At 64.9% G+C, this 13,233-nt stretch carries 11 protein-coding genes; 6 read left to right on the top strand and 5 right to left on the bottom strand.

Features of this window, described 5'->3' with window-relative positions:
* Window positions 1-94: 94 nt before the first annotated feature.
* The 6 genes from rraA to JVX91_RS15660 all read left to right on the top strand — a co-directional run bounded on the left by rraA (window position 95) and on the right by JVX91_RS15660 (window position 4,656).
* Window positions 95-583, top strand: a complete 489-nt coding sequence (gene rraA, locus JVX91_RS15635; RefSeq protein ID WP_024765711.1) for a ribonuclease E activity regulator RraA — start codon at window positions 95-97, stop codon at window positions 581-583.
* Window positions 584-696: 113 nt separating this feature from the next.
* The gene (locus tag JVX91_RS15640; protein ID WP_205335115.1) at window positions 697-1,695 is read left to right on the top strand and encodes a zinc transporter ZntB; all 999 of its coding nucleotides are present in this window, start codon (window positions 697-699) and stop codon (window positions 1,693-1,695) included.
* A gap of 54 nt (window positions 1,696-1,749) precedes the next feature.
* Complete coding sequence (locus JVX91_RS15645) at window positions 1,750-1,998, top strand: CrfX protein (protein ID WP_205335116.1); 249 nt, start codon at window positions 1,750-1,752, stop codon at window positions 1,996-1,998.
* Between the two features lie 2 nt (window positions 1,999-2,000).
* Entirely contained in the window at window positions 2,001-2,825 is an 825-nt protein-coding gene (locus JVX91_RS15650; protein WP_205335117.1) for a mechanosensitive ion channel domain-containing protein, read from the top strand.
* 73 nt (window positions 2,826-2,898) lie between these two features.
* A complete protein-coding gene (gene sigX, locus JVX91_RS15655; protein ID WP_205335118.1) occupies window positions 2,899-3,489 on the top strand; it encodes an RNA polymerase sigma factor SigX in 591 nt (196 codons plus the stop codon).
* 108 nt (window positions 3,490-3,597) lie between these two features.
* The gene (locus JVX91_RS15660) at window positions 3,598-4,656 is read left to right on the top strand and encodes an OmpA family protein (protein ID WP_205335119.1); all 1,059 of its coding nucleotides are present in this window, start codon (window positions 3,598-3,600) and stop codon (window positions 4,654-4,656) included.
* A 67-nt stretch (window positions 4,657-4,723) separates the two neighbouring features.
* On the opposite strand, the gene cobA is transcribed toward JVX91_RS15660, so the two are convergent.
* The 5 genes from cobA to JVX91_RS15685 form a co-directional block, all read right to left on the bottom strand.
* Window positions 4,724-5,461: a uroporphyrinogen-III C-methyltransferase gene (cobA, locus tag JVX91_RS15665; protein WP_205335120.1), complete on the bottom strand. Its 738-nt coding sequence runs from the start codon at window positions 5,459-5,461 to the stop codon at window positions 4,724-4,726.
* Between the two features lie 36 nt (window positions 5,462-5,497).
* Entirely contained in the window at window positions 5,498-8,212 is a 2,715-nt protein-coding gene (locus JVX91_RS15670; protein WP_205335121.1) for a nitrate reductase, read from the bottom strand.
* A 38-nt stretch (window positions 8,213-8,250) separates the two neighbouring features.
* Window positions 8,251-8,580, bottom strand: coding sequence for a nitrite reductase small subunit NirD (gene nirD / locus JVX91_RS15675; RefSeq protein WP_205335122.1), 330 nt, complete (start codon window positions 8,578-8,580; stop codon window positions 8,251-8,253).
* A 56-nt stretch (window positions 8,581-8,636) separates the two neighbouring features.
* Window positions 8,637-11,087 (bottom strand): nitrite reductase large subunit NirB, encoded by a 2,451-nt coding sequence (gene nirB / locus JVX91_RS15680; protein WP_205335123.1) that lies wholly within the window; start codon window positions 11,085-11,087, stop codon window positions 8,637-8,639.
* 274 nt (window positions 11,088-11,361) lie between these two features.
* A complete protein-coding gene (locus JVX91_RS15685; protein WP_205335124.1) occupies window positions 11,362-13,032 on the bottom strand; it encodes a bifunctional protein-serine/threonine kinase/phosphatase in 1,671 nt (556 codons plus the stop codon).
* Window positions 13,033-13,233 lie beyond the last annotated feature (201 nt).

Genomic DNA, 13,233 nt, shown 5'->3' on the forward strand with positions numbered 1-13,233 from the left:
TTGACGCGGCAGGGAGTAGACTGTGACGCCATTGCGGCTTTCGGTCACATCCAGGCTTGGAGCCTGCCGGATTTCATCAAGAGGAGCGTTTTCCATGCATTACGTCACCCCCGATCTGTGCGATGCCTACCCGGAGCTGGTCCAGGTCGTCGAGCCGATGTTCAGCAACTTCGGCGGGCGGGACTCCTTCGGTGGCGAGATCGTCACCATCAAGTGCTTCGAGGACAACTCGCTGGTCAAGGAGCAGGTCGAGAAGGACGGTAAGGGCAAGGTCCTGGTGGTGGACGGCGGCGGCTCGCTGCGCCGCGCGCTGCTGGGCGACATGCTGGCCGAGAAAGCCGCCAAGAGCGGCTGGGAAGGCATCGTGGTGTACGGCTGCATCCGTGACGTCGACGTGATCGCCCAGACCGACCTGGGCGTCCAGGCGCTGGCCAGCCATCCGATGAAGACTGACAAGCGCGGCATCGGCGACCTCAACGTCGCGGTGACCTTCGGTGGCATCACCTTCCGCCCGGGCGAGTTCGTCTATGCTGACAACAATGGCATCATCGTCTCGCCTAAAGCCTTGAAAATGCCGGAATAAATCGAACCTTTCAGAAAGTGTTCGGGTCAATGCCGGAAGCGAAAGCTTCCGGCATTTTTCATGGGGACTTTCGTTGCGCATCGGGCGATCGACGTCGAGTGAAGGGAAACCACATGCAGCAGTATGAGAGTGGCACGGAGCGGGGGTTGATCGACGGCTTTGTGCTGGACGGCCACGGCGGCGGCCGGCGGATCAATCGCAGCGAACTGCCGCTGCTGGATCTCAAGCCCGAGGAGAGCCTCTGGGTGCATTGGGATCGCGGAGTGCCAGAGGCCCAGTCCTGGCTACGCGAATCCAGCGGGCTGAACGAATTCGCCTGTGACCTGCTGCTGGAGGAGGCGACCCGGCCGCGACTGGTGGACCTGGGTGGCGAGCGCCTGCTGCTGTTCCTGCGCGGCGTCAACCTGAACCCTGGCGCGGTGCCTGAGGACATGGTGTCGCTGCGCGTCTACGCCGAATCCCGGCGGGTGATCTCCTTGCGCCTGCGTCCGCTCAAGGCCGTGGCCGACCTGCGCGCTGATCTCGATGCCGGGCGCGGCCCGAAGACCGCCTCGGAAGTGGTGCTGTATCTCGCCCATTACCTCACCGACCGTGTAGACACCCTGATCGCCGGATTGGCCGACCAGCTCGACGCCATGGAGGAGGCCATCGAGGAGGACGAGCGCAGCATCCCCGACCAGCATCAGTTGCGCACCCTGCGTCGACGCGCCGCAGGCCTGCGCCGCTACCTGGCGCCGCAGCGGGAAATCTACGCGCAGATGGTCAAGTTCAAGCTGTCCTGGACCGTGGGCGACGATGCCGACTACTGGAACGAACTGTACAACCGCCTGACCCGCAACCTGGAAGAGCTCGAGCTGGTCCGCGAGCGCATCAGCCTGATTCAGGAAGCCGAACATCGTCGAATTACCGAGCGGATGAACCGAACCATGTACCTGCTTGGTATCATCACCGGCTTTTTCCTGCCCATGAGCTTCGTGACCGGGCTCCTGGGCATCAACGTCGGCGGAATTCCGGGCTCGGACGCGCCTTATGGGTTTGTCGCGGCCTGCCTTCTGATTGGCGGCCTGGCGACGTTCCAGTGGTGGATATTCCGCCGCCTGCGATGGCTCTAGGTGTGACTTTTGAGGTGGTGGGGGCGTCAAGCACCTCACACAGGCGAGGTGCGCATGCACGACCCATTTGAAGAATCCTTGCGTGATCTGCTGCGAATGCCCCCGGAACAGCCGGGAGACAATTCGCGGCTGGATCGCGTCCTCAAGACCGCCAATCGCCAGGTCGGCGCCGGCGATCTGTTCAGCCTGGTCGGGCATTGGTTCGAAGCCCTGACCATTGGCGTGAGCCGTGGAGCCATGCACCTTGCACCGGTTTCGCGCCGCGCGCAGAATTCCGCCCCTTCCGCTGACAAGGCCGACTGAATATGCAAATCGACATCTGGACGCAGAGCCTGCTGACCGCCATGAACACCCTGTGGGGCAAGCTGGCCGCGTTCATTCCGAACCTGCTGGCCGCGTTGGTGATCGTGCTGCTCGGCTTCGTCGTCGCCAAGTTGCTCGATGCGCTGCTCTCCAAGCTGCTCGCCAAGCTCGGCCTGGACCGCCTGATGGGCGGCACCGGTCTGACCAAGCTGCTGTCGCGCGCTGGCATCCAGGTGCCGGTGTCGACACTGATCGGCAAGATCATGTATTGGTTCGTGCTGCTGGTGTTCCTGGTTTCCGCCGTGGACACCCTGGGGCTTCCGCGGGTGTCGACGTCCCTCGACGCGCTGGCGCTCTATCTGCCCAAGGTATTCGGCGCAGCGCTGGTGCTGATCGTCGGCGTCCTGCTCGCCCAACTGGCCAACAGCCTGGTACGTGGCGCCGCCGATGGGTTCGGCCTGGATTATGCCAACGGCCTGGGCCGAGTTGCCCAGTGGCTGGTCATCATCATCAGCATCTCGGTCGCCATCGGCCAGCTCGAGATCAAGACCGACCTGCTCAACTACATCATCGCCATCGTGCTGATCACCATCGGCCTCGCCGCGGCGCTGGCGCTGGGGTTGGGCAGTCGCGAGGTGGCAGGGCAGATCATCGCGGGGATCTACGTGCGGGAGCTGTACCAGGTTGGACAACAGGTGAAAGTCGCGGATATCGAAGGCATCATCGAGGAAATTGGTACCATCAAGACTATCCTGCTGACGGATGAGGGTGAGTTGGTGTCGATCGCCAACCGCATCCTGCTCGATCAGCGTGTGACCAGTCGCTGAAGATGATGACCGATTGCCGGTGCGCCTTCGCCGAAGCCGCGCCGGACGCTGACTTGACCTGGCCCGACCCGACTTGAACAAGCCGCAATCACTGTCCTTGCGCTACGACCCGCGCCAGCTGACCGACGAGGAGCTGGTGGAGCGTTCTCACGAGGAACTGTTCCACGTGACACGGGCCTACGAAGAGCTGATGCGCCGTTACCAGCGCACGCTGTTCAACGTCTGTGCGCGCTATCTGGGCAATGACCGGGACGCCGATGATGTGTGTCAAGAGGTCATGCTCAAGGTGTTGTATGGTCTGAAGAACTTCGAGGGCAAGTCGAAGTTCAAGACCTGGCTGTACAGCATCACTTACAACGAGTGCATTACCCAATATCGGAAGGAACGCCGCAAACGCAGATTGCTCGATGCGCTGAGTCTGGATCCGATCGAGGAAGCTTCTGAAGAGAAGGCTCCGAAAGTCGAGGAGCGAGGTGGGCTAGACCGCTGGCTAGTTCATGTCAATCCCATTGATCGGGAAATTCTCGTGCTTCGATTTGTTGCGGAACTCGAGTTCCAGGAAATCGCCGACATCATGCACATGGGGCTCAGTGCCACCAAAATGCGCTACAAACGTGCACTCGATCGAATGAGAGAAAAGTTTTCCAATGTGACGGAATCTTAGTCCGGGAAATATTGTCTCTCTGTTTGGGAAGTTCTGATAAACTTGCCACCCAAGTTGTACGGCCTATGGTTGGACAACTTATTGACCACCAAGATGGGGATTTAACGGATGAAACTGAAGAACACCTTAGGCGTCGTAGTTGGCTCGCTGATCGCCACCGCCGCTGTCAACGCGTTCGCTCAAGGCCAGGGCGCCGTCGAAGTTGAAGCTTTCGGCAAGCGCTACTTCACCGACAGCACCCGCAACATGAAGAACGCCGATCTGTACGGCGGCTCGGTAGGTTACTTCCTGACCGACGACGTCGAGCTGGCTCTCTCCTACGGTGAGTACCACGACGTTCGTGGCACCTACGAGACCGGCAACAAGAAGGTTCATGGCAACCTGAGCACTCTGGACGCCATCTACCACTTCGGCACCCCGGGTGCTGGCAACCTGCGTCCGTACGTCTCGGCAGGTGTCGGCCACCAGAGCCTGACCAACATCAACTCCGAGAACGGCAGCCGTCAGAACCTGACCATGGCCATGATCGGTACCGGTCTGAAGTACTACTTCACCGACAACTTCTATGCCAAAGCCAGCCTCGACGGCCAGTACGGCCTGGAGAAGCGTGACAACGGTCACCAGGGCGAGTGGATGGCTGGCCTGGGCGTTGGCATGAACTTCGGTGGCGGCGCCAAGCCGGCCCCGGCTCCGGAACCGGTTGCTGAAGTCTGCTCCGACTCCGACAACGACGGCGTCTGCGACAACGTCGACAAGTGCCCGAACACCCCGGCCAACGTCACCGTTGACGCCAACGGCTGCCCGGCTGTTGCTGAAGTCGTTCGCGTTCAGCTGGACGTGAAATTCGACTTCGACAAGTCCAAGGTTAAAGAGAACAGCTACGCTGACATCAAAAACCTGGCTGACTTCATGAAGCAGTACCCGTCCACTTCCACCACCGTTGAAGGCCACACCGACTCCGTCGGCACCGACGCCTACAACCAGAAACTGTCCGAGCGTCGTGCCAACGCCGTTCGTGACGTACTGGTCAACGAGTACGGTGTTGAAGGCGGCCGCGTGAACGCTGTTGGTTACGGTGAGTCCCGTCCGGTTGCTGACAACGCAACCGCCGAAGGCCGCGCTGTTAACCGTCGCGTAGAAGCCGAAGTGGAAGCCCAAGCCAAGTAATTGGTCTGAGCTGACGAGAAAAACCCGGCCTAGGCCGGGTTTTTCTTTGCCTGCAGGAAAGTGAGGCTCAGGCGGTACAGGCCAGGAGTGTCTGCTGCGCAGTGGCGGCGACTTCGCCGATCACCAGGATCGCCGGGCTCTTCAGGGTGAAGCGCTGGGCGTCTTCCAGCATGTCCGCCAGTTGGCTGCGGTACTCCCGCTGGGCGGGCAGGGAAGCGTTCTCGATCATCGCCACCGGCGTGTTGGCAGCCATGCCGCCATCAAGCAGGCCGTCGCGGATCTCCGCCAGCTTCGCCACTCCCATGTACACCACCAGCGTGGTACCGCCTTCGGCCAGGCCGCGCCAGTTCAGCGAGCTGTCGTCCTGGGTGTGCGCGGTCACCAGCGTTACGCCCCGGCTGACGCCGCGCAGGGTCACAGAGATGCCGCATTGGGTGGCGGCTGCCAGCCCGGCAGTGATGCCGTTGACCAGCTCGCACTCGATTCCCCGCGCTGCAAGCCAGTCCGCCTCTTCGCCGCCACGGCCGAAGATGCAAGGATCGCCACCCTTCAGGCGCGCCACGCGGCGTCCCTGGCGCGCGTAGCGCAGCATCAGGCGGTGAATGAAGTCCTGCGGTGTGGAGCGGCAGCCGCCGCGTTTGCCGACAGCGATCACCCGCGCGGACGGGCAGTGTTCCAGTACCGCTGGATTGACTAGGTCGTCAATCAGCACCACGTCGGCGTGCGCCATGGCACGGACGGCCTTCAGGGTCAGCAATTCCGGGTCACCCGGGCCGGCGCCGATCAGCCAGACTTTTCCACTCATGTCGTTCTCCTCAGGCTACCGTCTTCGCGGCTTGGTTCAGGCGGTGGCGGCCAACGGCTTCCGGGCCAGCAGGCGCTTGATTTCCGGTACGCAGGAGCCGCAGGCGGTCCCGCACTTGAGTTCGCATTTCAGGCCCTCCAGGTCCAGGCCTTTGTCGATGCCGGCCTGGATACGGCTCTGGCTGACGTTCAGACAATTGCACAGGGTCTTGTCCATCGCGCCGCCGGACTTGCCAGGGGCGGCGCTGAGCGGGGCGAGCAGCCAGCGGCGCAGTTCCTGGTCGGCGCGGCCTTCCTTCCACAGTTCGCGCAGCCAGCCGCGGGCGGCGGTTTCGCCGGCCAGGCGCAGCGAGACAATTCGTGATTGTTCGATACGCACGCGTTTGCCGACGGTGCGGCGCGGGTCGTCGTAGGCCATGACCGGGCCATCAGACAGGCCGAGCAGAGCATCGATGCGGGCCAGCCACTCCGCGCTGGGCGCCTCAACGTGCGCAGCGCGGATCACCAGTGCCGGTCGCTCGCGGCCGGTCGGGCTGAAGCTGGCGTAGCGCAAGTCTTCGAATAGCGGGCGCAGGGCATCGAAACGCTTCTGTACCTCGCCTTCCACCAGGGCGAAGAACTGCCAGGGCAGCTCGACGCGGCTGACTTCCACGGTGGCGTGTTTCAGTTCCGGCTGGCGGGACAGAGGGTCAACCGCGGGCAGGGTGAGTATATTGATGCCCAGCCCCTTGAGGTAGCGATCGCCCCAGTGCATCGGCAGGAAGGCCTGGCCGGGGCGCAGGCGGTCGTCCGCTTGCACTGGCAGCACCAGTTCGCCACGCCGACTGTGCAGGCGCACCAGTTGGCCGTCTCTGATGCGCCGACGGCGTAGTTCATCCGGGTGCAGGCTAAGGACGGCTTCTTCGACGTGGCCGAACAGTTGCGGCGCTGTACCGGTGCGGGTCATGCCATGCCAGTGATCGCGCAGGCGGCCTGTGTTGAGGATCAGTGGATAGCGCGCATCGCGCTTCTCCTTCGGTGCGCGGTAGGGCTCGGCGATCAGTCGGGCGCGGCCATTGGCGGTGGGAAATTGCCCGTCGCCATACAGGCGCTCGGTGCCCCGGGCTGCGCCGGAGCGGAAGGGCCATTGCTGCGGGCCGCGGGTGTCCAGCAGCGCGTAGTCGATGCCGGAGAGGTCCAGGTCGCGCTCACGGGTCAGCAGCTTGTATTCGTCGAACAGCGCGGACGGCGAGCCGAAGTCGAACAGGCTGGGCTCGCCGGGGCGCAGGCGCTGCTCCAGGCGGCGGGCGAAGTCGCAGACGATGCTCCAGTCCGCTCGGGCCTCACCGATGGCGCGAATGGCCGGGCGTACATGGCTGATGCGTCGTTCGGAGTTGGTCACCGTGCCTTCCTTCTCGCCCCAGCTGGCGGCGGGCAGTAGCAGGTCGGCGTACTGGCAGGTCTCGCTGGTGGTGAAGGCTTCCTGGACGATGACGAAGGGGCAGGCGGTGAGGGCTTCGCGCACACGGGTCTGGTCCGGCAGCGATTGTGCCGGGTTGGTACAGGCGATCCACAGGGCCTTGATGCGGCCGTCACGGACCGCATCGAAGAGTTCGATGGCGCTCAGGCCGGGATTTTCCGGGAGCTTTTCGACTCCCCAGTAAGTGGCGACTTCCGCGCGGTGCCCGGCATTCGCGGCTTCGCGGTGGCCGGGCAGTAGGTTGGACAGGCTGCCGGTCTCGCGGCCGCCCATGGCGTTGGGCTGGCCGGTGAGGGAGAAGGGGCCAGCGCCGGGGCGGCCGATCTGCCCGGTGGCCAGGTGCAAGTTGATCAGCGCGCTGTTCTTCGCGCTGCCGGCGGTGGACTGGTTGAGGCCCATGCACCAGAGCGAGAGGAAGGACGGCGCCTGGCCGATCCACTGGGCGGCGCGTTGCAGGTCGTCGGCGCTGATACCGCAGATTTCCGCCATGGCCAGCGGGCCGTAGTCGCGCACCAGGGCTTTCAGCTCATCCAGGCCTTCGGTGTGGGCGTCGATAAAGGCGAGGTCGATCCAGCCTTCCCAGAGCAGGATGTGCAGGATGCCGTGGAACAGCGCGACGTCGGTGCCCGGAAGGATCGCCAGGTGCAGGTCGGCCTGCTCGGCGGTGTCGGTGACGCGCGGGTCGATGACGATCAGCTTCATCTCCGGACGCCGCGCGCGGGCCTCTTCCAGGCGGCGGAACAGCACCGGATGGGCGTAGGCCATGTTGCTGCCGGCGATCACCACGCAGTCGGCCAGTTCGATGTCCTCGTAGCTGCAGGGCGGGGAATCGGCGCCCAGGCTGCGCTTGTAGCCGACCACCGCCGAGGACATGCACAGGCGTGAGTTGCTGTCGATGTTGTTGGTGCCGACCAGCGCGCGGGCCAGCTTGTTGAAGGCGTAGTAGTCCTCGGTCAGCAACTGGCCGGAGACATAGAAGGCCACGCTGTCCGGCCCGTGCTCGCGGATGGTTTCGGCGAAGACGCCGGCGGCATGTTCCAGCGCGGTATCCCAGTCGGTGCGGGCGCGCGACAGACCCTTGCCCAGGCGCAGTTCCGGGAAGTGCGCGCGGGCATCCGCATCGCCGGTGAGGTGCAGGGTCGAGCCCTTGCTGCACAGGCGGCCGAAGTTGGCTGGATGCTGTGGGTCGCCCTGCACGCCCAGGATGTGCTCGTCATCGTGCTCGATCAGTACGCCGCAACCGACGCCGCAGTAGCAGCAGGTGGAGGCGGTGGTGCGACGGTGCGGAGTCATGGCGCGGCCTCGCATTTCTCATTCAGGCGCAATGGAGTTCAGGCGCAGTGGGCCAGGTCGCCGCGCAGGGCCAGCAGCACGCGGCCGTCCTCGACCTTCACCGCGTGGCGATGGGCGCAGCCCTGGTCGGGGGCCACGGCGTCGCCGCTCTCTAGCTCGATCTGCCAGTTGTGCAGCGGGCAGGCCACGCGCTTGCCGTAGATAAGACCCTGGGACAGCGGGCCGCCCTTGTGCGGGCAGCGGTCATCGAGGGCGAAGACCTCGTCGTCAGAGGTGCGGAAGATCGCGATGTCGCCCTTGGGGCCGGCGATGACGCGCGAGCCCAGCGGGTTGATGTCGTCCAGGGCGCAGATGTCGAACCAGTTCATGGGGTGTCTCCGGCAATCGGGTAGTAAGGGCCCCGATGGCGGGGCCCGGCGGGAACTCAGGCGGGTTCCAGTTGCTTGAGGGGAATCCGTTCGAATTCCTTCTTCAGCGGCTGCTGGGCGATACGCTCCTGCCATGGGTCCTGTTCCAGTGACAGGGAGAATTGCAGCCGCGCATTGAGCGCCTGGCGGTTTTCCGCGTCTTCCAGCACGGCCTTCCTGATGCGCTCCATGCCGACCCGTTGCAGGTAGTGCACGGTGCGTTCGAGGTAGAAGGCTTCCTCGCGGTAGAGCTGGAGGAAGGCGCCGCTGTACTCGCGGACTTCGTCGGCGGTCTTGAGCTTGACGAAGAACTCCGCCACCTCGGTCTTGATCCCGCCGTTGCCGCCGATATACAGCTCCCAGCCGGAGTCCACGCCGATGATGCCGATGTCCTTGATGCCGGCCTCGGCGCAGTTGCGCGGGCAGCCGGAGACTGCGAGCTTGACCTTGTGCGGCGACCACATGTTGAACAGGTCGTGCTCGAGATCGATGCCCAACTGGGTCGAGTTCTGCGTGCCGAAGCGGCAGAACTCGCTGCCCACGCAGGTCTTCACGGTGCGGATGGACTTGCCGTAGGCGTGGCCGGAGGGCATGTCCAGTTCCTTCCAGATGGCCGGGAGATCGTCCTTCTTCACGCCCAGCAGGTCGATGCGCTGGCCGCCGGTGACCTTGACCATGGGCACCTGGTACTTGTCGGCGACATCGGCTATTCGGCGCAGCTCGGCGGCGTTGGTGACGCCGCCCCACATGCGCGGAACGACTGAATAGGTGCCGTCTTTCTGGATGTTGGCGTGGGCGCGCTCGTTGATCAGGCGCGATTGTGGGTCGTCCTTCGCTTCGCCCGGCCACGTAGAAATCAGGTAGTAATTCAGCGCTGGACGGCAGGTGGCGCAGCCATCCGGAGTGCGCCAGTCCATGAAGCGCATGGCGCTGCCCAGGGTGACCAGGTGATGCTCGCGGATGGCCTGGCGCACCTGGCCGTGGTTGAGGTCGCTGCAGCCGCAGATGGCCTTCTCGCTCTTGGGCTTCACATCCGCCGCGCCGCCCACGGTGCTGATCAGGATCTGCTCCACCAGCCCCGCGCAGGAGCCGCAGGAGCTGGCGGCCTTGGTGTGCTTCTTCACCTCGTCGACGCTGAACAGGCCGTTCTCCTGGATCGCCTTGACGATGGAGCCCTTGCACACGCCGTTGCAGCCGCAGACTTCGGCGCTGTCGGACATGCTCGCCGCACTGTTCTGGCCTTGGTGGCCGACGTCACCAATGCTGCTTTCACCGAACATCAGGTGGTCGCGGATCTCGGCGACGTTGTGGTTCTCGCGGATCTGGCGGAAATACCAGCCGCCGTCGGCGGTATCTCCGTACAGGCAGGCGCCGACCAGCACGTCGTCCTTGATCACCAGCTTCTTGTACACGCCGCCGATCGGGTCGGAGAGGGTGATGGTCTCGGTGCCTTCGCCGCCCATGAACTGGCCGGCGGAGAACAGGTCGATGCCGGTGACCTTGAGCTTGGTGGAGGTCACCGAGCCCTGGTAACGGGCGAAGCCGAGCATGGCCAGGTGGTTGGCGCAGACCTTTGCCTGTTCGAACAGTGGCGCCACCAGGCCGTAGGCGATGCCGCGGTGGCTGGCGCATTCGCCCAGGGCGTAGATGCGTGGGTCGTAGGTCTGCAGGGTGTCGTTGACCAGGATGCCGCGGTTGCAGGGCAGGCCGGTCTTTTCTGCGAGTTCGGTGTTGGGGCGGATGCCGGCGGCCATCACCACCAGGTCGGCGGCGATCACTTCGCCGTCCTTGAAGCGGATGGCGCAGACGCGGGCGCTGCCGTCGTCGATCAGTTCCTCGGTGTGGGTGTTGAGGCGGAAGTGGATGCCGCGCGATTCCAGCGCTTCTTGCAGCAGCTTGCCGGCGGTGCGGTCCAGCTGGCGCTCCAGCAGCCAGTCGGAGAGATGCACCACGGTGACGTCCATGCCGCGCTGCTTGAGGCCGTTGGCCGCTTCCAGACCGAGCAGGCCGCCGCCGATGACCACGGCGTGGCTGTGCGTGCCGGCGGTGTCGATCATGGTCTGGGTGTCGGCGATATCGCGGTAGCCGATCACGCCCTGCAGGCGGCTGCCCGGCACCGGCAGGATGAAGGGGTTGGAGCCGGTGGCGATCAGCAGGCGGTCGTATTCGGCTTCGGTGCCGTCTTCGGCGTAGACCTTGCGGCGATGGCGGTCGATGCGGGTGACCTTGCGGTTGAGCAGCAGGCGGATGCCGTTCTCGCTGTACCAGTTGAGGTCGTTGAGGACGATGTCCTCGAAGGCCTGTTCGCCGGCCAGCACGGGGGAGAGCAGGATGCGGTTGTAGTTGGGGTGGGGCTCGGCGCCGAACACGGTGATGTCGTAGAGGTCGGGCGCGATCTTCAGTAGTTCTTCGAGGGTGCGCACGCCGGCCATGCCGTTGCCGATTAGTACGAGCTTGAGCTTTTTCATGTCAGGGCTCCGTCACGCAAAGCTGAAACACGGAAAACAAAAAAGGCGTCCCGCCGGTTACCCAGCGAGGACGCCTTTGTCCAAGTCCCGTTCGATCGGGAAGTGCGAGCCTCTTCGTTGAGGGACGCGCTTTTGTAGATTGTTGAAGCGGTTATTGCAGGGGCTGTGCCAACTTGCTCGCTCCCCGGTTTTCGGGGCTTTCAGGTAGATCGCCCGGCGAATCGTCGTTCTTGCTGCACTGCGGTGATGCGTTCTGGGCCGAACTGGTGCGCCCTCAGCCCTGGTGCAACAACCAGAGCAGCAGCCCCAGGTTGATCGCCAGGGAGGCGAGGGCGACGCCGCGCCAGACCCTCAGCGGCTCGCGCTCCAGCAGGGGGCGCGGGCGTGCCGGCGCCTGCCGTTCGCCTTGCTCCAGGGCGAGCAGGCATTCCTCGGCGGTTTCGAAGCGCTGTTGCGGCTGGGCGGCGATCAGCTTTGCCAGCCAGTCGTCGAGCCAGGCAGATACGTCCGGGCGGTAGCGGCTGGCCGGTGCGGGCGTGCCGAAGCGCGGATGCTGGAAGGCTTCGATCTCGCCATAGGGATAATGACCGCAGAGCAGACGATACAGCGTGACACCGGCGGCGTAGAGGTCCTGGCGGGCATCCGGCGGTGCGCCCTGGAAGGATTCCGGCGCCAGGTAGCTCGGGGTGCCGGGCAGGTCGTGCGGGTCTTCCTGCGACAGTCCGGGGCAGTAAGCCAGGCCGAAGTCCAGCAGGCGCAGCTCGCCGTCGTCGGCCCAGTGCAGGTTTTCCGGCTTGATGTCGCGGTGCAGGATATTGCGCCTGTGCAACTGGCCCAGGCCGCGCAGCAGGCGCTGGGCGATGTCCAGCCAGTCGGGCAGGTTCAGCGGGCCGTTGAGGTTCAGCTGCTCGTCCAGCGTTTGCCCCGGATACTCACGCATCACGTAGTAGAGGTGCTGGCGCTGCGGCAGGCTGTGCAGCTCGGGGAAATAGCGGCCCTGCACGCGGCGCAGGAACCATTCCTCCAGCAGCAGCGCCTGGGTGGCTTCCGGAGAGTCGCGCAGCGCTGGCGGCAGGGTCTTGAGCAGCCAGGGGCGATTCTGCCGATCGCGCACGTGGTAGATCAGCGACTGGCGGGACTGGGCCAGCTTGCCCACGACCTGCCAGCCCTCGAATTCCTGATTGTCCCGTAGCGCCGGTGGTGCGGGCCAGTGGTCGAGCTGGGCGAGGGCGTCGCCGAGGCTCGTGGGTGGTAGCTCTTCCACCTGCAGCAACAGGGCGCTGGCGTTGTCCTGGCTGCCGGCCAGGTGGGCGGCGCTGACCAGGGCGTCGGCGCAGGCTTGCAGGCTCTGCGCGTCCTCCAGCAGGCGCTGGATGGCGCTGTCGCCCAAGGCAGCCCAGATGCCGTCGCTGACCAGCAGGAAGCTCTGCCCGGCCTCCAGTTCACCGTCGCAGTAGTCCACCACCAGGTGCTGGTCGAGTCCCAGCGCGCGCTTGAGCACGTGCTGCATGCCGGGTTGCTCCCAGACGTGGTCCTGGGTCAGGCAATCCAGAACGCCTGCGTGCCAGCGGTACAGGCGGCAGTCGCCGACATGGGCGAGGGTGAAGCGCCGGCCCCGCAGGACCAGCGCGGTGAGGGTGGTGAGCAGGGGCTGGCCCCCGCCGTTGGCCAGCAGCCAGCGGTTCTGCGAGATCAGCAGGCGGTCGAGGGCCTGGGCAACGGCCCAGGTCTCGGGGGTGGCGTAGTAGTCTGCGGCCAGCGCCTGAAGGGTCAGGCGCGCGGCCAGGCCGCCATCGGCGCAGTGGCTGACGCCATCGGCGATGGCGAACAGGTGGCCCTTGCTGGTGGCCAGTCCGGCGGGCGGGGTGACCACTCGCAGGGCGTCCTGGTTCTCGTCGCGCGGGCCGGTGGCGCTGGCTTGGGCGAAGCTGAGGGTCAGGTTCATGGCCTGCTTCTGCGGGATGGATTGGTGCTCGGGGCGGCCCTCACCCTAACCCTCTCCCAGAGGGAGAGGGGATCGTTCGGTACGAGATGAAATCTCAGCGTCAGCCGGCACGGACAGCCCCCTCTCCCTGAGGGAGAGGGTTGGGGTGAGGGGGGAGGCACAGGCACGGATTGGCCCGGGAGAAGACTGTTATCCCTGCAA

The sequence above is a fragment of the Pseudomonas sp. PDNC002 genome, assembly GCF_016919445.1.
Taxonomy (GTDB): domain Bacteria; phylum Pseudomonadota; class Gammaproteobacteria; order Pseudomonadales; family Pseudomonadaceae; genus Pseudomonas.

What these genes read in the sequence shown, in the direction of transcription:
- rraA (WP_024765711.1), top strand. Translation starts at nt 95, where the DNA reads ATGCATTACGTCACCCCCGATCTGTGCGATGCCTACCCGGAGCTGGTC.
- JVX91_RS15640 (WP_205335115.1), top strand. Translation starts at nt 697, where the DNA reads ATGCAGCAGTATGAGAGTGGCACGGAGCGGGGGTTGATCGACGGCTTT.
- JVX91_RS15645 (WP_205335116.1), top strand. Translation starts at nt 1,750, where the DNA reads ATGCACGACCCATTTGAAGAATCCTTGCGTGATCTGCTGCGAATGCCC.
- JVX91_RS15650 (WP_205335117.1), top strand. Translation starts at nt 2,001, where the DNA reads ATGCAAATCGACATCTGGACGCAGAGCCTGCTGACCGCCATGAACACC.
- JVX91_RS15660 (WP_205335119.1), top strand. Translation starts at nt 3,598, where the DNA reads ATGAAACTGAAGAACACCTTAGGCGTCGTAGTTGGCTCGCTGATCGCC.
- cobA (WP_205335120.1), bottom strand. Translation starts at nt 5,461, where the DNA reads ATGAGTGGAAAAGTCTGGCTGATCGGCGCCGGCCCGGGTGACCCGGAA.
- JVX91_RS15670 (WP_205335121.1), bottom strand. Translation starts at nt 8,212, where the DNA reads ATGACTCCGCACCGTCGCACCACCGCCTCCACCTGCTGCTACTGCGGC.
- nirD (WP_205335122.1), bottom strand. Translation starts at nt 8,580, where the DNA reads ATGAACTGGTTCGACATCTGCGCCCTGGACGACATCAACCCGCTGGGC.
- nirB (WP_205335123.1), bottom strand. Translation starts at nt 11,087, where the DNA reads ATGAAAAAGCTCAAGCTCGTACTAATCGGCAACGGCATGGCCGGCGTG.
- JVX91_RS15685 (WP_205335124.1), bottom strand. Translation starts at nt 13,032, where the DNA reads ATGAACCTGACCCTCAGCTTCGCCCAAGCCAGCGCCACCGGCCCGCGC.